Here is a 19,312-nt window from a genome sequence, read left to right as displayed (position 1 = left end):
CCCGACAGCAGTGACCTGTTTGAGCGAGAATTACTCGTCTTCCAGTTCGATGTTGATACCCAGCGAACGAATCTCTTTCAACAGTACGTTGAAGGATTCTGGCATGCCCGGTTCCATCTGATGGTTGCCGTCTACGATGTTCTTATACATCTTAGTACGACCGTTCACGTCATCAGACTTAACGGTGAGCATTTCCTGCAAGGTGTATGCTGCGCCGTATGCTTCCAGCGCCCACACTTCCATCTCCCCGAAGCGCTGACCACCGAACTGAGCCTTACCACCCAGCGGCTGCTGAGTAACCAGGCTGTAAGAACCGGTAGAACGAGCGTGCATCTTGTCGTCGACCAGGTGGTTCAGTTTCAGCATGTACATGTAACCTACGGTTACCGGACGCTCGAACTGTTCACCGGTACGGCCGTCAAACAGCGTAATCTGACCAGACGTTGGCAGACCACCCAGTTGCAGCAGCTCTTTAATTTCAGCTTCTTTTGCACCGTCGAATACCGGCGTTGCAATTGGCATACCTTTGCGCAGGTTCTCTGCCAGACGCAGCACTTCTTCATCGCTGAAGGTGTTCAGGTCGACTTTCTGACGAACGTCGGTACCCAGATCGTAGGCACGCTGGATGAACTCGCGCAGTTTCGCGACTTCCTGCTGCTGTTTCAGCATGGCGTTGATCTTATCGCCGATACCTTTCGCAGCCATACCCAGGTGGGTTTCCAGAATCTGACCGATGTTCATACGAGACGGTACGCCCAGTGGGTTCAGTACGATATCTACCGGCGTACCGTTAGCATCGTGCGGCATATCTTCGATCGGGTTGATCTTAGAGATAACACCCTTGTTACCGTGACGACCTGCCATCTTATCACCAGGCTGGATCTGACGTTTAACAGCCAGATACACCTTAACAATCTTCAGCACGCCTGGTGCCAGATCGTCGCCCTGAGTGATTTTGCGGCGTTTCGCTTCGAGTTTTTTCTCGAACTCGTGTTTCAGTTCGTCATACTGCTCAGCCAGCTGTTCCAGCTGATTCTGTTTCTCTTCGTCGGTCAGGCCCAGTTCCAGCCAGCGATCGCGTGGCAGTTTGTCGAGCTTCTCAGCTTCAACGCCTCCGGCAACCAGCACCGCATAGATACGGCTGAACAGACCTGCTTCGAGGATTTGCAGTTCTTCAGACAGGTCTTTCTTAGCCTGTTTGAGCTGCATCTCTTCGATTTCCAGCGCACGCTTATCTTTCTCAACGCCGTCACGGGTGAAGACCTGAACATCGATAACCGTACCGGAAACACCGTTTGGTACGCGCAGAGAAGAGTCTTTAACGTCAGACGCTTTCTCACCGAAGATAGCACGCAGCAGTTTCTCTTCTGGCGTCAGCTGGGTTTCGCCTTTCGGCGTGACCTTACCAACCAGAATGTCACCGCCGGTCACTTCCGCGCCGATGTAAACAATACCGGATTCATCCAGTTTAGAGAGCGCAGCTTCACCCACGTTCGGGATGTCAGCGGTGATCTCTTCTGGCCCCAGCTTGGTGTCACGGGACACACATGCCAGTTCCTGAATGTGGATGGTGGTGAAACGATCTTCCTGAACCACACGCTCGGAGACGAGGATGGAGTCTTCGAAGTTGTAACCGTTCCACGGCATGAACGCTACGCGCATGTTCTGACCGAGCGCCAGTTCACCGAGGTCGGTGGACGGACCGTCTGCCAGCACGTCGCCGCGCTCAACTGGCTCACCCAGAGACACACATGGCATCTGGTTGATACAGGTGTTCTGGTTAGAACGGGTGTATTTGGTCAGGTTGTAGATGTCGATACCCGCTTCGCCCGGATACATCTCGTCTTCGTTAACTTTGATAACGATACGGGATGCGTCAACGTACTGAACGGTACCGCCACGCTTAGCAACTGCTGTAACACCAGAGTCAACGGCAACAGCACGTTCCATACCGGTACCAACCAGCGGCTTATCAGCACGCAGAGTTGGAACGGCCTGACGTTGCATGTTCGCACCCATCAATGCACGGTTGGCGTCATCGTGTTCCAGGAACGGGATCAGGGACGCACCGACGGATACCACCTGCTGGGTGGATACGTCCATGTAGTCAACCTGGTCGCGGCTGAACAAGCTGGATTCGCCTTTGCTACGGCAGGTAACCAGATCTTCTACAAAGTGGCCTTCGTCATCCAGATTGGAGTTCGCCTGAGCGATAACGTAGTTGCCTTCTTCAATAGCAGACAGGTAATGAATTTCGTCAGTAACAACACCGTCGGTCACTTTACGATACGGGGTCTCGAGGAAACCGTATTCGTTCGTCTGTGCGTACACGGACAGGGAGTTGATCAGACCGATGTTTGGACCTTCAGGCGTTTCGATTGGACATACGCGACCGTAGTGAGTCGGGTGTACGTCTCGAACTTCAAAGCCTGCGCGTTCACGGGTCAGACCGCCTGGGCCGAGTGCGGAGATACGACGTTTGTGCGTGATCTCAGACAGCGGGTTGTTCTGGTCCATGAACTGAGACAGCTGGCTGGAACCGAAGAACTCTTTCACTGCCGCAGAAATCGGCTTCGCGTTAATCATATCCTGAGGCATCAGGGTATCCAGATCGCCCAGAGACAGACGCTCTTTCACCGCACGCTCTACACGTACCAGGCCAACGCGGAACTGGTTTTCCGCCATTTCGCCTACGGAACGGATACGACGGTTGCCGAGGTGGTCGATATCGTCCACTTCGCCTTTACCGTTACGGATATCGATGAGCTTCTTCATCACTTCAATGATGTCGTCTTTGCTCAGGATACCGGAACCTTCGATCTCGTCGCGCAGCAGAGAACGGTTGAACTTCATACGACCAACCGCGGACAGATCGTAGCGGTCTTCGGAGAAGAACAGGTTCTCGAACAGGCTTTCAGCCGCTTCGCGAGTTGGTGGCTCACCAGGACGCATCATGCGGTAGATTTCGACCAGCGCGCTCAGACGATCGTTGGTTGGGTCGACGCGTACAGTCTCAGAGATGTACGGACCGTGGTCCAGATCGTTGGTGAACAGCGTTTCGATACGTTTGTGGCCAGACTGGCTCAGCTTAGCCAGCAGATCCAGGCTCAGCTCCATGTTCGCCGGGCAGATCAGCTCGCCAGTTGATTCATCAACGTAATCTTTCGCGGCTACTTTTCCTGCAATGTATTCAACCGGAACTTCGATGTGTTTGATATCATCTTTTTCCAGCTGGCGGATGTGGCGCGCGGTGATACGGCGACCTTTTTCCACATACACTTTGCCGTCGGCTTCGATGTCGAACGACGCGGTCTCACCACGCAGACGTTCCGGCACCAACTCCATCTGCAACTTGTTGTCGCGGATTTCAAAGATCACTTTCTCAAAGAACAGGTCCAGGATCTGCTCAGTGGTATAGTTCAGTGCACGCAGAATGATGGTTGCAGGCAGCTTACGACGACGGTCGATACGGACAAACAGGTTGTCTTTTGGATCGAATTCGAAGTCCAGCCATGAACCACGGTAAGGAATGATGCGTGCGTTATACAGTACTTTACCGGAAGAGTGCGTTTTACCTTTATCGCTGTCGAAGAAGACGCCCGGGCTACGGTGCAGCTGGGAAACGATAACACGCTCAGTACCGTTGATAACGAAAGTACCGTTGTCCGTCATGAGTGGAATTTCACCCATGTAGACTTCTTGTTCTTTAATGTCTTTTACGGTGCCTTCCGGCGCTTCGCGCTCGTAGATCACCAGACGCAGTTTTACGCGCAGCGGTGCGGAATAGGTCACGCCACGGATCTGACATTCCTGAACGTCAAACACCGGTTCGCCAAGGCGGTAGCTGACGTACTGCAGCTCGGAATTACCGCTGTAGCTCTGAATCGGGAACACGGAACGGAAGGCTGCTTCCAGGCCGTACTGCCCTTCAGGATCTTGCTCGATAAACTTCTGGAACGAGTCAAGCTGGATAGAAAGGAGATATGGAATGTCCAGAACTTGTGGACGTTTACCAAAATCCTTACGAATACGTTTTTTCTCGGTATAGGAGTAAACCATAGGGTTCCTCAGCTCGCTGACAAGTCGACCCATCTGTCCGACGAAGGGACAGTTTGTGCAACACCATTTTGTGGACCGGAAAATTGAATACTTTCCGCAATACCTGTTGCTATCACGCTTAAACCATTTCATTGCGATTTACACAGAGCGCGCACCCTGTCGCAGTATATTAAGTCGTCGATAGAAACAAGCATTGTCAGGACAACCAGCAGTCAAACAGTGTGAAATGCTGCTGATGCTTACAGCGCAAAAAGGCTGGTGACTAAAAAGTCACCAGCCATCAGCCTAATTGCTTAGGCTGCAACCAGAAAAGTTGGCTTATTTAACTTCAACTTCAGCGCCAGCTTCTTCCAGAGATTTTTTCAGTGCTTCTGCGTCGTCTTTGCTCACGCCTTCTTTCAGCGCAGCTGGAGCAGATTCTACCAGGTCTTTAGCTTCTTTCAGACCCAGGCCAGTTGCGCCACGTACTGCTTTGATTACAGCAACTTTGTTCGCGCCAGCAGCTTTCAGAATTACGTCGAATTCAGTTTTTTCTTCAGCAGCTTCAGCCGGGCCCGCAGCTACAGCTACAGCAGCAGCAGCAGAAACACCGAATTTTTCTTCCATTGCAGAAACCAGCTCTACAACGTCCATTACGGACATAGCTGCTACTGCTTCAATGATTTGATCTTTAGTGATAGACATTTAAATTGTTCCTGAAAATCAGAATAAGTTTATACGTAAGCAAATGCTTTATAAAGATAACTGCGATTAAGCAGCTTCTTTCGCATCGCGTACAGCAGCCAGAGTGCGAACCAGTTTGCCAGCCGCAGCTTCTTTCATGGTTGCCATCAGGCGTGCAATTGCTTCTTCGTAGGTCGGCAGGGTTGCCAGGCGATCGATTTGCGATGCCGGGATCAACTCACCTTCAAAGGCTGCAGCTTTGACCTCAAATTTTGCATTCGCTTTCGCGAACTCTTTGAACAGACGAGCAGCAGCGCCCGGGTGTTCCATAGAGTATGCAATCAGGGTCGGACCAACAAACGTGTCTTTCAGGCACTCGAACTGAGTACCTTCAACTACGCGACGCAGCAGGGTGTTACGAACAACACGCATGTATACGCCAGCTTCACGACCTGCTTTACGCAGTTCAGTCATTTTGTCTACAGTAACGCCACGGGAATCCGCAACTACTGCAGACAGCGCGCCTTTGGCTACTTCGCTGACTTCAGCAACAATCGCTTGTTTGTCTTGAAGATTTAAAGCCATTAGCTTTGCTCCTGGATGTTTGCCGGAACTCATGTTCCGGAACTCACTTCACTCGACCCAACGGGAAGAGCGTCTTAATACGGTGAGCAGAAACAAGCCAGAGTATTTAAAATAATCTTAGCGTTCTGTCACCGTCTACGCAGGGGATTAAGTTTCTTGCGAAACACCTGCGGTCTTCGACGGAGGCCTGGATAGGCCAGGCTCCAACGAACAATTCTTTTAGCCGCTAACTTTTGTTAGCAAACGTGGGGGTAAGATTGTAGACAAAATCACCGCCCACGTAAAGGCATTAGTTTGCAGCAGCGCTCAGGCCAGCCTGGTCAACTGCAACACCTGCACCCATGGTGGTGGAGATGCTAACTTTCTTGATGTACACGCCTTTCGCCTGAGTTGGTTTTGCTTTTTTCAGCGCAACCAGCAGAGCTTCCAGGTTTTCTTTCAGTTTGTCAGCGTCAAAGTCCACTTTACCGATGGTGGTGTGGATGATGCCGTTTTTGTCGTTACGGTAACGAACCTGACCTGCTTTAGCGTTCTTAACCGCTTCAGCAACGTTAGGCGTTACAGTACCCACTTTCGGGTTTGGCATCAGGCCGCGTGGACCCAGAACCTGGCCCAGCTGGCCAACAACGCGCATTGCATCTGGAGAAGCAATAACAACGTCAAAGTTCATTTCGCCTTTCTTGATCTGATCAGCCAGATCTTCCATACCTACCAGTTCAGCGCCGGCAGCTTTAGCAGCTTCAGCGTTTGCACCCTGAGCAAATACAGCTACGCGTACGGAACGGCCAGTACCGTGTGGCAGTACAGTTGCGCCACGAACGTTCTGATCGGATTTACGAGCGTCGATGCCCAAGTTAACGGCAACGTCAACGCTTTCAACGAACTTAGCAGTTGCCAGTTCTTTCAGCAGAGCGATAGCTTCGTTGATGTCGTACTGTTTGGTCGCATCAACTTTGTCACGGATCACGGACATGCGCTTGGTCAGTTTAGCCATTTCTTAGTCCTCCACTACCAGGCCCATGGAACGTGCAGTACCTTCGATGGAGCGAGTCATCGCTTCAATGTCGGAACCAGTCATGTCGGCAGCTTTGGTCTGCGCGATTTCCTGCAACTGAGCGCGGGAAATTTTACCCACTTTGTCTTTGTTCGGCTTACCGGAACCAGACTTGATGCCCGCTGCTTTCTTCAGCAGAACTGCTGCTGGAGGGGTTTTGGTAACGAAAGTGAAAGAACGGTCAGCGTAAACAGTGATTACAACTGGGATTGGCAGACCTTTTTCCATGGATTCAGTTTTGGCGTTGAACGCTTTACAGAATTCCATGATGTTCACACCCTGCTGACCCAGAGCTGGACCAACTGGTGGACTTGGGTTCGCCATACCTGCTGCAACCTGCAGCTTGACGTAGGCTTGTACTTTCTTAGCCATTCTAAAATCCTCTGATTGGGTAATAACGCCTCGGAGAGGCTCCCCGTGAATAAAATTCGTTTTACGGGTCGGGACCCATAAAAACAAAAGGCGCGAAATTGTATTCCAATCTCGCGCCCTGTGCAACGATTAAATCGTCGCTTTTTTGATCGCTGCTTAGGCTTTTTCTACCTGAGCAAAGTCCAGCTCTACCGGGGTCGCACGACCAAAGATAGAAACGGAAACTTTCAGGCGGGACTTCTCGTAGTCCACTTCTTCGACGACGCCATTGAAGTCAGCAAACGGACCGTCGTTAACACGAACCATCTCACCCGGTTCAAACAGCGTTTTCGGACGCGGTTTATCACCAACCTGCTGGAGGCGGTTCATAATCGCATCAACTTCTTTGTCGCTGATTGGCGCCGGACGGTCAGATGTGCCGCCGATAAAGCCCATCACGCGTGGTACGCTGCGCACCAGGTGCCAGCTCGCGTCGTTCATCACCATCTGAACCAGCACGTAACCCGGGAAGAATTTACGCTCGCTTTTGCGACGTTGGCCGCCACGGATCTCAACCACTTCTTCGGTCGGAACCATAACTTCGCCAAATAACTCTTCCATATTGTGTAATTTGATATGCTCACGCAGCGACGTAGCTACGCGGCCTTCAAAACCGGAAAACGCCTGAACGACGTACCAGCGCTTTTTAGGGGCTTCAGACATCTCAGAACCTCAGGCCAGTGATAAAGGATACCAGGCGAACCAGAATACCATCCAGTCCCCACAGGATCAGTGACATTACAGCGGTTACCGCCGCTACAATCAGCGTGGTGTGCAATGTTTCCTGGCGAGTCGGCCAAATGACCTTGCGGACTTCGGTACGCGCTTCGCGGGCAAACGCAACGGTCGCTTTGCCTTTCGTCGTCAACAGCGCGACACCACCCGCCGCAGCAATCAGAATTACCACTGCAAGCGCGCGTAGCGGCAGCATCATGTCACGATAAAGATAGTTGCCGACAATCGCCATAATCAGCAGCACGGCTACAACTACCCATTTCATCGCTTCCAGGCCGCGCCCGCTCCCTTGAGCTTCGGTATTCGCACTCATAAACCAACCTGTCAGAAGTATTCTACAAACATTTTCACCCCGCGAGTGCGAGGCAAACCAATCGAAATGCTATTCGCTTTTCGTATTATACGCTCTCCGCAGAGCCTGTCTCAGCAATGATTATGACAAAATTAATCACTGATGAGCCAGGTTCTGATGTGAAAGCGTGCAAAAAGGGCATCAAATGATGCCCTTTTATTGCGCATTGCGTCAAATGTTATCAGCGATTAGCCGAGAACTTTAGCAACAACGCCCGCGCCAACGGTACGGCCGCCTTCACGGATTGCGAAACGCAGACCGTCGTCCATCGCGATTGGGTGGATCAGCGTCACAACCATCTTGATGTTGTCGCCTGGCATTACCATCTCTACGCCTTCTGGCAGTTCGATGGTACCGGTCACGTCAGTTGTACGGAAGTAGAACTGTGGACGGTAGCCTTTGAAGAACGGAGTATGACGGCCGCCTTCGTCTTTGGACAGAATGTACACTTCAGATTCGAATTTGGTGTGTGGCTTGATTGAGCCTGGCTTCGCCAGAACCTGACCACGTTCGATTTCTTCACGTTTGATACCACGCAGCAGAACACCAACGTTCTCACCAGCACGGCCTTCGTCCAGCAGTTTGCGGAACATTTCAACGCCAGTACAGGTAGACTTCGCAGTCTCTTTGATACCAACGATTTCAACTTCTTCACCCACTTTGATGATACCGCGCTCTACACGACCGGTAACAACGGTACCACGACCGGAGATGGAGAATACGTCTTCGATTGGCAGCAGGAATGGCTTGTCAATCGCACGCTCTGGTTCTGGGATGTAAGAATCCAGGTAGCCAGCCAGTTCGATGATTTTCGCTTCCCACTCTGCGTCGCCTTCCAGCGCTTTCAGCGCGGAACCACGAACGATTGGAGTGTCGTCGCCTGGGAAATCGTACTGAGACAGCAGTTCACGAACTTCCATCTCTACCAGTTCCAGCAGCTCTTCGTCATCAACCATGTCGCATTTGTTCAGGAACACGATGATGTAAGGAACGCCTACCTGACGACCCAGCAGGATGTGCTCACGAGTCTGAGGCATAGGGCCGTCAGTCGCAGCAACAACCAGGATCGCGCCGTCCATCTGCGCAGCACCGGTGATCATGTTTTTAACATAGTCGGCGTGGCCTGGGCAGTCTACGTGTGCGTAGTGGCGAGTCGGGGTGTCATACTCAACGTGAGAGGTGTTGATGGTGATACCACGAGCTTTTTCTTCTGGTGCGTTATCGATCTGGTCGAAAGCACGAGCAGCACCGCCGTAGGTTTTAGCCAGTACGGTAGTGATTGCAGCGGTCAGCGTTGTTTTACCATGGTCAACGTGGCCGATAGTACCGACGTTAACGTGCGGTTTTGTACGTTCAAACTTTTCTTTAGACATCGATTGTCCCTCTAAGACACGGATAAATCGGTGATATCACCACATCAACCAGGCGAAAATGCCTGAACTGTTGAATACATTTACATTGAAACAGAGAGAAAGGGAGGGAGAAGTGAAGTGGTGCTGATACCCAGAGTCGAACTGGGGACCTCACCCTTACCAAGGGTGCGCTCTACCAACTGAGCCATATCAGCACGTATTGGAGCGGGCAGCGGGAATCGAACCCGCATCATCAGCTTGGAAGGCTGAGGTAATAGCCATTATACGATGCCCGCATCCTGAAACTCGGCTACCCAGTTCTTTCTGTAACAAAAAAAGAGATTTCTCTCTTTTCTGTTCGAGCTGGTCAATTTTTCCAACCAGCTCCGGCGGCGTTGACGCTGCCAGAAAGTGGTGGTGGGGGAAGGATTCGAACCTTCGAAGTCTGTGACGGCAGATTTACAGTCTGCTCCCTTTGGCCGCTCGGGAACCCCACCGGACTTGATGGTGCCGACTACCGGAATCGAACTGGTGACCTACTGATTACAAGTCAGTTGCTCTACCTACTGAGCTAAGTCGGCATCAAGTAGCGCGCATTCTATGGAGACCTGCGCAGTCATGCAACTAAAAAATTGCATAAAACGTTCTTTCGCTCACATTTTATTCGAAACCAGGGCTAACCGCTGTAAATTCATCCGCTCACGGTTAAAAATTCAACATGAACGCCTGATTTCGGCACGCTATAGCCCCAGGTGATGCCTGCCCGGTTAAGCATCGCTTTCCCATATTTTTTCTTATTATTCCTCTCATCTGGTGTTAACCTCCTGCCCATTGTCCAAAATTAACTATGTGATGAGCCCGCACCCGCCGTTTCGTGATGGTTCACAGAAGCATGCTTATGAGCAAAAAAGAGCAAACGTTAATGACGCCCTATCTTCAGTTTAACCGTAGCCAGTGGGCAGCCCTGCGTGACTCCGTCCCTATGACACTGACGGAAGGTGAAATCGCACGGCTAAAAGGGATAAACGAAGATCTCTCCCTGGAAGAGGTGGCAGAAATCTATCTCCCCCTTTCTCGCTTGCTTAACTTCTATATCAGCTCCAATTTGCGCCGTCAGGCCGTACTGGAACAGTTCCTCGGCACGAACGGTCAACGTATTCCTTATATCATCAGTATTGCGGGCAGCGTGGCAGTGGGTAAAAGTACCACCGCGCGCGTGCTACAGGCGCTGCTGAGCCGCTGGCCGGAACACCGCAGCGTGGAGCTGATCACCACCGACGGCTTCCTGCATCCCAACGAGGTGTTGAAAGAACGCGGCCTGATGAAAAAGAAGGGCTTCCCGCTCTCTTATGATATGCACCGCCTGGTAAAGTTTGTTTCAGATCTAAAATCGGGCGTACCTCACGTTACCGCGCCGGTTTACTCGCATCTGATCTACGACCGCATCCCGGATGGCGACAAAACGGTTGTGCAGCCCGACATCCTGATTCTGGAAGGCTTAAACGTCCTGCAAAGCGGGATGGATTATCCTCACGATCCGCATCATGTGTTTGTCTCTGACTTTGTCGATTTCTCAATTTATGTCGATGCGCCGGAAGATTTGCTGCAACGCTGGTATATCAACCGCTTCCTGAAGTTCCGCGAAGGCGCGTTCACCGACCCGGATTCCTACTTCCACAACTACGCCCAGCTCTCTGAAGAAGAGGCTATCAGCGTGGCGACCGGGCTGTGGAATGAGATCAACTACGTCAACCTCAAAGAGAACATCCTGCCGACGCGCGAACGCGCAAGCCTGATCCTCACCAAGAGTGAGAAACACGCCGTCGACCAGATTCGTTTACGGAAGTAGACCTCAGACGTAAAAAAAACCGGCTTAACGCCGGTTTTTTTATTTATGCCTGCGGCTTTTCGCCGTTTTCATCCTGATCGACCGCGAAGCAGGCCACCAGCTGTCCGCCATAATCCTTCAGCTGTGGCTGCAACTGCGTGCACGGGCCGAAGCGGCGACGGCAACGGGCGTTGAACGCACATCCCGGCGGCGGGTTAAGTGGGCTTGGCAACTCGCCGGTCAGCTTAATGCGCTCCCGGCGGTCATCCGGGTTCAGCCGCGGCGTTGCAGACAGCAGCGCCTGCGTATACGGATGACGCGGGTTAGTAAAGATCTGATCTTTCGTCCCCTTCTCCACGCAGCGTCCCAGATACATCACCATCACCTCATCGGCAATGTGCTCAACCACGGACAGGTCATGGGAGATGAAGACGTACGACAGTCCCAGATCCTGCTGTAAATCCATCATCAGGTTAAGCACCTGCGCACGTACGGACACGTCAAGCGCTGAGACCGGCTCATCGGCAATCACCACGTCCGGGTCAAGCATCAGCCCACGGGCGATGGCAATACGCTGACGCTGACCGCCAGAGAACATATGCGGGTAGCGATCGTAATGCTCGGTTTTAAGCCCCACCTTCGCCATCATCGCCAGCGCTTTTTCACGACGCTGCTCTTTGCTCAGATTGCTGTTAATCAGCAGCGGCTCTTCCAGAATCTGCCCCACTTTTTTACGCGGGTTTAAAGAACCGTACGGGTTCTGGAACACAATCTGGATTTTTTGACGACGCAGCTTCTGCGCCTGCGGATCGTGCTTGAGCAGATCCTGGCCCTGATAGTAAAGCTCGCCGCCGGTTGGCGTTTCGATCATCGTCAGCAGACGGCCCAGCGTGGATTTTCCACAGCCCGACTCCCCGACGACCGCCAGCGTTTTACCGCGTTCAAGGCTGAAGGAGACGCCGTCCAGCGCTTTTACCAGGCGCTCGGGGGCAAAAATCCCCTTCTTCACCGGGTAATGTTTTTTCAGGTCGATAGCCTGCAACAGCGGCTGTTGCGTGGTGGCCTCGTGCGTACTCATAGTGTTGGCCTCCCGGCATCATCGAGTGGGTAGTGGCATTTTGACTGCCGACCATCGGCCAGCAGATTCAGCTCTGGCTCCTCGGCGCGGCATTTATCCGTCGCATACGGGCAGCGCGGATTCAGCAGGCAGCCCTGCGGACGGTCATATTTACCCGGAACCACACCCGGCAGTGACGCCAGACGCGCTTTGTCCTGGGCAAACTCCGGCAGCGCGCGCAGTAACGCCTGCGTATACGGGTGACGCGGCGCGCGGAAGATATCGTGCGAACTTCCGGTCTCCACTACCTGACCCGCATACATCACGATGATTTTGTGTGCCGCTTCCGCCACCAGCGCCAGGTCGTGCGTAATCAGCACCAGCGCCATATTCTCTTTCTGCTGCAACTCCAGCAGCAGCTCGATGATTTGCGCCTGGATGGTTACGTCCAGCGCGGTAGTTGGTTCATCCGCAATCAGCAGTTTTGGTCGACAGGCAATCGCCATGGCGATCATCACGCGCTGGCTCATGCCGCCGGAAAGCTGATGCGGGTAAACGTCCAGACGCGATGCTGGGTCAGGTATCCCCACCAGGTTCAGCAGATCGATAGCACGCTGGCGACGGGTTTTCTTATTCCCGCCCTGATGCACCTTAATGGCTTCCATAATCTGGAAACCGACGGTGTAGCATGGGTTCAGGCTGGTCATGGGGTCCTGGAAGATCATCGCCACTTCCGCGCCCACCAGCTGGCGGCGCTGTTTTTCGGAAATGCGCTTCAGATCCTGACCGTTGAACTCCAGATTTTCCGCCATCACGCGACCGGGGTAGTCAATCAGCCCCATAATCGCCAGCGAACTCACTGACTTACCGGAGCCCGACTCTCCTACAATCCCGACCACTTCGCCCTGATTAACGCTGTAGCTGATGCGGTCCACGGCGCGAAACGGTGTGCCTTCGTCGCCAAAGTGCACGGATAATTTATCTACATTTAATAACGCCATCTCGTGCCTCTTACTGCTTCAGTTTGGGATCAAGTGCATCACGCAGACCGTCACCCATCAGGTTAAATGCCAGCACCGTCAGCAGAATCGCCAGACCCGGGAAGGTGACGACCCACCAGGCGCTTTGCGCGAACTGCAACACGTCGGAGAGCATGGTGCCCCACTCCGGTGTTGGCGGCTGCGCACCCATGCCAAGGAAGCCAAGAGCGGCCATATCAAGAATGGCGTTAGAGAAACCGAGCGACGCCTGAACAATCAGCGGCGCAAGGCAGTTTGGGAAGATATTGATAAACATCTGACGCATAGCACCGGCACCCGCCACGCGAGAGGCGGTAACGTAGTCCCGGTTCACTTCCACCAGCACCGCCGCACGGGTCAGACGCACGTAATGCGGTAGCGCAACAAACGTCAGCGCAAGCGCGGCGTTACCAATCGACGGACCAAAGATCGCCACCAGCACCAGCGCCAGCAGCAGGCTTGGCAATGCCAGCATAATGTCGACGACGCGCATGATGATGTTATCAACAATGCCGCCGAAGTAGCCTGCCACCAGGCCGAGTACGATCCCCATGATCAGCGACAGTACGACAACGAGGCAGCCAACCAGCAGCGACAGGCGTGCGCCGTACATCAGGCGCGACAGCACATCGCGGCCCACGTCGTCGGTGCCCAGCAGGTGCGTCAGGCTTCCGCCGTCCTGCCATGCAGGAGGTGCCAGCAGCGCATCGCGGAACTGATCAGCCGGGTTATACGGCGCAAGGAAGTTCGCAAACACCGCAATCAGGATCATGATGGAAACATACACCAGCCCGACGACCGCGCCTTTGTTGCGCTTGAAGTAGTGCCAGAACTCCTGCATCGGCGTCATTGGCACCGGTGCGGTGACCACTTTATTTTGAGTAACTTGTGACATGATGGCCCCTTACTTCTTATGACGAATACGCGGGTTCACCACGCCGTACAGCAAATCGACCAGCAGGTTGACGAGGATAATCATCGTCGCGACCAGCAGTACACCGCCCTGCACAACCGGATAGTCACGGCGTTGCAGCGCATCAATCAGCCAGCGTCCAAGACCCGGCCAGGAGAAGATGGTTTCGGTCAGGATCGCCCCCGCCAGCAGCGTACCGACCTGCAAACCGATAACGGTTACCACCGGCAGCATAGCGTTACGCAGGGCATGAATGATGATGACGCGCATACGGGTCAGGCCTTTAGCGCGGGCAGTACGAATATAATCCTCGCCCAGCACTTCCAGCATGGAGGAACGGGTCATACGCACGATCACCGCCAGAGGGATGGTGCCCAGCACCATTGCAGGCAGGATCATGTGCGCAACCGCATCAATGAAGTTGCCCTCTTCGCCCCAGATCGCCGTATCAATCAGCATAAAGCCGGTTAACGGGTTGGTGTCGTCAAGGAAAACCATGTCGCTGACGCGTCCGGAGACCGGCGTCAGGTTCCACTGCACCGAGACCAGCATGATCAGCATCATGCCCCACCAGAAGATAGGCATGGAGTAGCCGGTCAGTGCCAGGCCAACAGCGGTGTGGTCGAAAATAGAGCCACGCTTAACGGCAGCCAGTACGCCAACGGGGATCCCTACCGCGGTCGCGAAGATCATGGCGCAGATACCGAGTTCCAGCGTCGCTTTAAAGCGCGGTACGAACTCGTCCCACACCGGAAGACGGCTTTTCAGTGAAATCCCTAAATCGCCGTGCAACACACCCCAGATATAGTGGAGATACTGCTGCCACATCGGCTTATCAAGGCCGAGTTCAGCCAGCAGTTGCGCATGACGTTCAGGGGAGATACCACGCTCGCCCGCCATAATCATTACCGGGTCACCCGGGATCATATGGACGAAGGCAAAAGTGAGAAGGGTGATACCGATAAACGTCGGGATAACCAGTCCCAGACGTCGGAGGATGAACTGCAACATAACCCGGATTCTCTCTGATGACGCACGCCCAGTGGCGTGACGTCTGTATTGCTCACAAATGTAAATTCCCTCTCCCTGTGGGAGAGGGTTAGGATGAGGGGATGCATGCACGCCCCTCACCCCTGCCCTCTCCCACAGGGAGAGGGAGAACACCCTACTTATTATTCAACAGATACGTTTTCGAAGTGGTGTTTGCCCAGTGGATCAACCACGTAGCCCTTCACTTCTTTACGCACTGGCTCGTACACGGTGGAGTGAGCAACAATCAGCGCCGGGGCCTGATCGTGCATAACAACCTGCGCTTGCTTGTACAGTTCAATACGTTTGTTGTGATCGTCGGTCGCACGCGCCGGCTGGATCAGGTCTTCAAACGGCTTGTAGCACCAGCGAGAGTAGTTAGAACCGTCTTTCGCTGCCGCACAGCTGAACAGGGTCGCGAAGAAGTTGTCCGGATCCCCGTTGTCGCCGGTCCAGCCCATCATGACCGCCTGGTGTTCGCCCGCTTTGGCGCGCTTCAGGTACTCGCCCCACTCGTAGGTCACAATCTTGGCCTGTACGCCAATCTTCGCCCAGTCAGCCTGAACCATTTCCGCCATACGACGTGCGTTCGGGTTGTAAGGACGCTGTACCGGCATCGCCCACAGCTCGACGGTGAAGCCTTTGTCCTGGCCCGCTTCTTTCAGCAGCGCTTTCGCTTTCTCAGGATCGTAGGTGTAGTCCTTAATGTCGTCGTTATAGCCCCACATGGTTGGTGGGATCAGGTTCTTGGCCGCAACGCCCGCGCCCTGGTAAACGGCTTTGATGATCGCTTCTTTGTTCACCGCGTAAGTCAGCGCCTGGCGCACTTTCACGTCATCGAACGGTTTCTTCTCGGTGTTGAAGGAGAGATAACCCACGTTCAGGCCCGCCTGCTCCAGCAGGTTGATATTTTTGTCCTGCTTCATGCGCGCGATGTCAGCCGGGTTTGGATACGGCATCACCTGACATTCGTTTTTCTGCAATTTTGCGTAACGCACGGATGCGTCAGGCGTGATGGAGAAGACCAGACGGTCGATCTGCGGCTTGGTGCCCCAGTAGCCCGGGAAGGCTTTATACAGAATACGGGAATCTTTCTGGTACTGAAGCAGCTGGAACGGGCCGGTACCGATTGGGTTCAGGTCCACTTTTTCCGGCGTGCCGGCTTTCAGCATGTTGTCCGCGTACTCTTTAGAGAGAATCGAGGCGAAGTCCATCGCCAGGTCAGCCAGGAATGGCGCTTCCGGACGCGTCAGCACAAACTGAACGGTTTTATCGTCCACTTTTTTCACTTCAGCGATCAGGTCTGGCAGACCCATCCCTTCGAAGTATTCATAGCTGCCGCCAGACACTTTATGGTACGGGTTCTGGGCATTTTTCTGACGGTCGAAGGAGAACACAACGTCGTCGGCGTTAAAGTCGCGCGTAGGTTTAAATTCTTTGCTGTCCTGCCACTTCACGCCCTGGCGCAGGTGGAAGGTATAGGTTTTACCGTCTTCGCTGACATCCCACTTTTCAGCCAGGCCAGGAATTACTTCCGTGGTGCCGGTTTTAAATTCAACCAGACGGTTATAGATCGGTACAGAGCTTGCGTCGTAAGTCGTACCAGAGGTAAAGAGCTGTGGGTTAAAGCCTTCCGGAGAGCCTTCAGAACAGTAAACCAGGGTTTTTGCCTGTACGCTTGCTGCAACGGTCATGGCCACCAGGCTCAGACCAAGCTTCAGCATCCCTGACTTCTTCAAGGAAATACTCATTATTGTGCTCCAATGTGATGTTTTGCTTTGTTGTGTTACGCCGCCTGACCTTTATTTATTTTTTACCCGGTCCGGTCGGTGATGCCCGAAGGCGTTAAAAGGGATAGAGAATCCTTTCAGAAGAGCGTTTGAGTTGCAGCGCAGATCCTCCCTGAAATGCCCCTCGTGCCCTACAATCTGTCAACAGAATGTGAAAACGTCAATACAGGTGGCGGGGATTTACGTGGAGTGTGAGAAACCGCAAACAAAGATTAAAAAAACCCTGACCGTGAGTTTTCAGCAGAGAAATTTATGCTACTCGCCATGATGCAGCACAATTATCTTCATATTTCGCAACACTCAGTGATTAAGTTTTATTCAGAATGGGTAAATTTTCTTACAGAATGGTGATTATCTGAGCACTAAATACCGCGAACGTTAAAACGCACAGCGAAAAATGCTGAGGTTATCCATAAGCAACGCGAAAAAAGATCAAACTATATATAAAAAAATACAATGGATTATGTCACAAAACCGCAAGCAGGCAGGGGGAAGCAGGGCTAAGGGGTATTTTGAGGACTCGTGCGGGGTAACGCGTTAATGCAAAAAGGGCTAACCTTGCGGTTAGCCCTTTTTAGAATGTGGTCGGCGAGAGAGGATTCGAACCTCCGACCCACTGGTCCCAAACCAGTTGCGCTACCAAGCTGCGCTACTCGCCGAATGCGGAGCGCATCTTACTGCTGAGGTGCGCCCCCGTCAATCCCTTATTTTCAAAAAGCCATTCAACTGGCGATATTCTCGCCAGACCAGCTACTGCGCGGCTTTTGTGGTGTTATCAGGGAGTTTACACCAGTTGTTGTTTTCGTTAATCCCACCGTTCGGTGAGGTATAGCCGAGACAACCCATAATGGTGTCGTACAGCTCAACGTGACGGCGCGGTACCTTGATCTCTGCCTGCTGTTTCAGATGGGCAAACATTTTGGCTTTGTCCGGGTTTTCCAGGTACTTATCCGACATCCACATGATCATCGGCACGCGGAACTGCTCAGGCGGGGCCAGCTTACGCGGCGTGCCGTGTAAATGCTCTTTCTCGTTGATGGACTCGCCGTGGTCGGCCGCGTAAATCACAATCGCTTTCTTATCGCGAAGCTGGTCGATCACCCGGCTGAGGAAGGTATCCACATACAGAATCGAGTTATCATAGGCATTGATCAGCTCCTGCTTGCTACAGTTCTTGTTAATGCCGACGCACTCAGGCGTCCATTTAGCGAAATCGCGCGTGTAACGCTGATAGTAGCTGTAATGTGACCCTTTGGTATGCAGAACAATAAGGTGCTTACCCTGCGGATGGTTTTTCAGCGACTGTTCCATCTCAGAGAGCAGCAGCATGTCATCAACGTTCTTTCCGCGGTTACGCGGCTCGGCGCCAATCTGCTCGCGGTAGGCGATGTTATCCGCCATGGTGTTGGTGTAGAACCACATCTCACTTTGCATGGCGAACAGATCGGAGCTAAATCCAAGCTGCTTCAGAACAGCAAACACGTTTTGCTCTTTGAGAGTGCGCTGAGGATTATCACTCGCACCGCCCTCACGAACAAACATACAGCGCAACGAGAGCTTCGTGGCGGTATCGCAGGAGTAGCCGCGGTATGCCACCAGGTTCTTTTCCTGCGCCAGTTTCGGGGTGGTATCGCGGTCATAACCGAGAATACCCATATGATCCCAGCGCGTCGTTTCGCCGATAACGAAGACCACGTAAGTATCATCCAGTCCGTCAGCCGGAGCCTGGTAGGTGAACTTTTTGGTCGGGTTAATCAGCGATTTCACATCGCTGGATTCGTCCGCCTGAGCCCAGGCATAGAGACCTAGCGCCGACAGCCAGTTAGACGGCAGATACGAGTTAGCCACCACGCCGCCGTAGCTTGGCATATCTACGCCTGTCGCTTTTTCGATCCGCTTTTGCTGTTTTTCCATCAGGCGAATAGGCGCCCATACCAGCAGACCCGCCAGAAGAACGACGGCGACGTTGCGGATGCGTTGCCCACGGGTACGCAGCTGGCGTAACAGGGTATAGCGACAGGTATTACTCCAGATAAAGAAGAGCGGGATCAGGCAGGTCAAAATCGTCCACATGATGAACCCTTGCCCCACCACCTCTTTCGAGAGGTCGATGTCCGTGGTCATCACCGAGGCCACAATACCGTAGCCAATGACCACATTCATGAATGTCATGTAATAGCTTGCGGCGGCAGAGATAATCACCACCAGCGAGGCCAGAACCTGCCATGTACGTCTGCCAAAAAGCGAGAGCAGACGTAGCAGGAAGAAGGTTGCCAGAATTGAGCCAAACACTTCAATCGCGGCGAAAATCCCGTTTCTTACGGTGAGGTGTTCAAAATAACCTTCCACTCTTCTGAACAGCACCGCGCCATTCAGAAACAAACCGATATAGACAGCCAGCATCAGACACAATCTTTGCTGGGTAAGAGACCTGATATATTTCATGCAAACAACCCTGGGGGAAG

General features: G+C 53.0%; 15 protein-coding genes and 5 tRNA genes. 1 reads left to right on the top strand and 19 read right to left on the bottom strand.

The window, feature by feature from the left end; genetic code table 11:
- Positions 1-30 precede the first annotated feature (30 nt).
- The 12 genes from rpoB to ACOTY5_RS19150 all read right to left on the bottom strand — a co-directional run bounded on the left by rpoB (position 31) and on the right by ACOTY5_RS19150 (position 9,792).
- Complete coding sequence (rpoB, locus tag ACOTY5_RS19205; RefSeq protein ID WP_015569976.1) at positions 31-4,059, bottom strand: DNA-directed RNA polymerase subunit beta; 4,029 nt, start codon at positions 4,057-4,059, stop codon at positions 31-33.
- A 318-nt stretch (positions 4,060-4,377) separates the two neighbouring features.
- Positions 4,378-4,743 (bottom strand): 50S ribosomal protein L7/L12, encoded by a 366-nt coding sequence (gene rplL, locus ACOTY5_RS19200; RefSeq protein ID WP_002445276.1) that lies wholly within the window; start codon positions 4,741-4,743, stop codon positions 4,378-4,380.
- A gap of 66 nt (positions 4,744-4,809) precedes the next feature.
- Positions 4,810-5,307 (bottom strand): 50S ribosomal protein L10, encoded by a 498-nt coding sequence (gene rplJ, locus ACOTY5_RS19195; RefSeq protein ID WP_003862338.1) that lies wholly within the window; start codon positions 5,305-5,307, stop codon positions 4,810-4,812.
- Between the two features lie 289 nt (positions 5,308-5,596).
- Positions 5,597-6,301 (bottom strand): 50S ribosomal protein L1, encoded by a 705-nt coding sequence (gene rplA, locus ACOTY5_RS19190; protein WP_006810530.1) that lies wholly within the window; start codon positions 6,299-6,301, stop codon positions 5,597-5,599.
- Between the two features lie 3 nt (positions 6,302-6,304).
- Positions 6,305-6,733 (bottom strand): 50S ribosomal protein L11, encoded by a 429-nt coding sequence (rplK, locus tag ACOTY5_RS19185; protein WP_003862340.1) that lies wholly within the window; start codon positions 6,731-6,733, stop codon positions 6,305-6,307.
- Positions 6,734-6,889: 156 nt separating this feature from the next.
- Positions 6,890-7,435: a transcription termination/antitermination protein NusG gene (nusG, locus tag ACOTY5_RS19180; RefSeq protein ID WP_003862341.1), complete on the bottom strand. Its 546-nt coding sequence runs from the start codon at positions 7,433-7,435 to the stop codon at positions 6,890-6,892.
- A gap of 1 nt (position 7,436) precedes the next feature.
- Entirely contained in the window at positions 7,437-7,820 is a 384-nt protein-coding gene (secE, locus tag ACOTY5_RS19175) for a preprotein translocase subunit SecE (RefSeq protein WP_045142462.1), read from the bottom strand.
- A gap of 227 nt (positions 7,821-8,047) precedes the next feature.
- Entirely contained in the window at positions 8,048-9,232 is a 1,185-nt protein-coding gene (gene tuf / locus ACOTY5_RS19170) for an elongation factor Tu (protein ID WP_014885484.1), read from the bottom strand.
- 118 nt (positions 9,233-9,350) lie between these two features.
- Positions 9,351-9,426, bottom strand: a tRNA-Thr gene (locus tag ACOTY5_RS19165).
- 6 nt (positions 9,427-9,432) lie between these two features.
- Positions 9,433-9,507: transfer RNA gene (locus ACOTY5_RS19160), tRNA-Gly, on the bottom strand.
- Positions 9,508-9,623: 116 nt separating this feature from the next.
- Positions 9,624-9,708, bottom strand: a tRNA-Tyr gene (locus ACOTY5_RS19155).
- Positions 9,709-9,716: 8 nt separating this feature from the next.
- A tRNA-Thr gene (locus ACOTY5_RS19150) sits at positions 9,717-9,792 on the bottom strand.
- 317 nt (positions 9,793-10,109) lie between these two features.
- Between ACOTY5_RS19150 and coaA the strand changes: the two genes are divergently transcribed.
- The gene (coaA, locus tag ACOTY5_RS19145; RefSeq protein ID WP_015569977.1) at positions 10,110-11,060 is read left to right on the top strand and encodes a type I pantothenate kinase; all 951 of its coding nucleotides are present in this window, start codon (positions 10,110-10,112) and stop codon (positions 11,058-11,060) included.
- A gap of 43 nt (positions 11,061-11,103) precedes the next feature.
- Here the strand turns inward: coaA and dppF are convergent, their stop codons facing one another.
- The 7 genes from dppF to eptB form a co-directional block, all read right to left on the bottom strand.
- Positions 11,104-12,117, bottom strand: coding sequence for a dipeptide ABC transporter ATP-binding subunit DppF (gene dppF, locus ACOTY5_RS19140; RefSeq protein ID WP_017383568.1), 1,014 nt, complete (start codon positions 12,115-12,117; stop codon positions 11,104-11,106).
- Positions 12,114-13,097 (bottom strand): dipeptide ABC transporter ATP-binding protein, encoded by a 984-nt coding sequence (gene dppD, locus ACOTY5_RS19135; RefSeq protein ID WP_015569978.1) that lies wholly within the window; start codon positions 13,095-13,097, stop codon positions 12,114-12,116. The genes dppF and dppD overlap by 4 nt, the downstream gene beginning before the upstream one ends.
- 10 nt (positions 13,098-13,107) lie before the next feature.
- A complete protein-coding gene (gene dppC / locus ACOTY5_RS19130) occupies positions 13,108-14,010 on the bottom strand; it encodes a dipeptide ABC transporter permease DppC (protein ID WP_017383569.1) in 903 nt (300 codons plus the stop codon).
- A gap of 9 nt (positions 14,011-14,019) precedes the next feature.
- The gene (dppB, locus tag ACOTY5_RS19125; RefSeq protein ID WP_006810536.1) at positions 14,020-15,039 is read right to left on the bottom strand and encodes a dipeptide ABC transporter permease DppB; all 1,020 of its coding nucleotides are present in this window, start codon (positions 15,037-15,039) and stop codon (positions 14,020-14,022) included.
- Positions 15,040-15,200: 161 nt separating this feature from the next.
- Positions 15,201-16,808 carry a dipeptide ABC transporter periplasmic-binding protein DppA gene (dppA, locus tag ACOTY5_RS19120; RefSeq protein WP_006177809.1) on the bottom strand — a complete coding sequence of 536 codons (1,608 nt, stop codon included), beginning with the start codon at positions 16,806-16,808 and terminating at the stop codon, positions 15,201-15,203.
- A gap of 621 nt (positions 16,809-17,429) precedes the next feature.
- A tRNA-Pro gene (locus ACOTY5_RS19115) sits at positions 17,430-17,506 on the bottom strand.
- A 91-nt stretch (positions 17,507-17,597) separates the two neighbouring features.
- Complete coding sequence (eptB, locus tag ACOTY5_RS19110) at positions 17,598-19,292, bottom strand: kdo(2)-lipid A phosphoethanolamine 7''-transferase (RefSeq protein WP_017383570.1); 1,695 nt, start codon at positions 19,290-19,292, stop codon at positions 17,598-17,600.
- Positions 19,293-19,312: the final 20 nt, after the last annotated feature.

Source organism: Enterobacter cloacae complex sp. SHL018 (assembly GCF_049237905.1).
GTDB classification, from domain to species: domain Bacteria; phylum Pseudomonadota; class Gammaproteobacteria; order Enterobacterales; family Enterobacteriaceae; genus Enterobacter; species Enterobacter hormaechei_C.
Note: the sequence above shows the minus strand (reverse complement) of the source record. Positions and strands in the feature narration are given on the sequence as shown.

Excerpts from the sequence above, each read along its gene's own strand:
- tuf (WP_014885484.1), bottom strand. The coding sequence starts at position 9,232 with ATGTCTAAAGAAAAGTTTGAACGTACAAAACCGCACGTTAACGTCGGT.
- dppA (WP_006177809.1), bottom strand. The coding sequence starts at position 16,808 with ATGAGTATTTCCTTGAAGAAGTCAGGGATGCTGAAGCTTGGTCTGAGC.
- secE (WP_045142462.1), bottom strand. The coding sequence starts at position 7,820 with ATGAGTGCGAATACCGAAGCTCAAGGGAGCGGGCGCGGCCTGGAAGCG.
- coaA (WP_015569977.1), top strand. The coding sequence starts at position 10,110 with ATGAGCAAAAAAGAGCAAACGTTAATGACGCCCTATCTTCAGTTTAAC.
- nusG (WP_003862341.1), bottom strand. The coding sequence starts at position 7,435 with ATGTCTGAAGCCCCTAAAAAGCGCTGGTACGTCGTTCAGGCGTTTTCC.
- dppF (WP_017383568.1), bottom strand. The coding sequence starts at position 12,117 with ATGAGTACGCACGAGGCCACCACGCAACAGCCGCTGTTGCAGGCTATC.
- rplJ (WP_003862338.1), bottom strand. The coding sequence starts at position 5,307 with ATGGCTTTAAATCTTCAAGACAAACAAGCGATTGTTGCTGAAGTCAGC.
- rplK (WP_003862340.1), bottom strand. The coding sequence starts at position 6,733 with ATGGCTAAGAAAGTACAAGCCTACGTCAAGCTGCAGGTTGCAGCAGGT.
- rplA (WP_006810530.1), bottom strand. The coding sequence starts at position 6,301 with ATGGCTAAACTGACCAAGCGCATGTCCGTGATCCGTGACAAAGTTGAT.
- rplL (WP_002445276.1), bottom strand. The coding sequence starts at position 4,743 with ATGTCTATCACTAAAGATCAAATCATTGAAGCAGTAGCAGCTATGTCC.
- dppB (WP_006810536.1), bottom strand. The coding sequence starts at position 15,039 with ATGTTGCAGTTCATCCTCCGACGTCTGGGACTGGTTATCCCGACGTTT.
- dppC (WP_017383569.1), bottom strand. The coding sequence starts at position 14,010 with ATGTCACAAGTTACTCAAAATAAAGTGGTCACCGCACCGGTGCCAATG.
- dppD (WP_015569978.1), bottom strand. The coding sequence starts at position 13,097 with ATGGCGTTATTAAATGTAGATAAATTATCCGTGCACTTTGGCGACGAA.
- eptB (WP_017383570.1), bottom strand. The coding sequence starts at position 19,292 with ATGAAATATATCAGGTCTCTTACCCAGCAAAGATTGTGTCTGATGCTG.
- rpoB (WP_015569976.1), bottom strand. The coding sequence starts at position 4,059 with ATGGTTTACTCCTATACCGAGAAAAAACGTATTCGTAAGGATTTTGGT.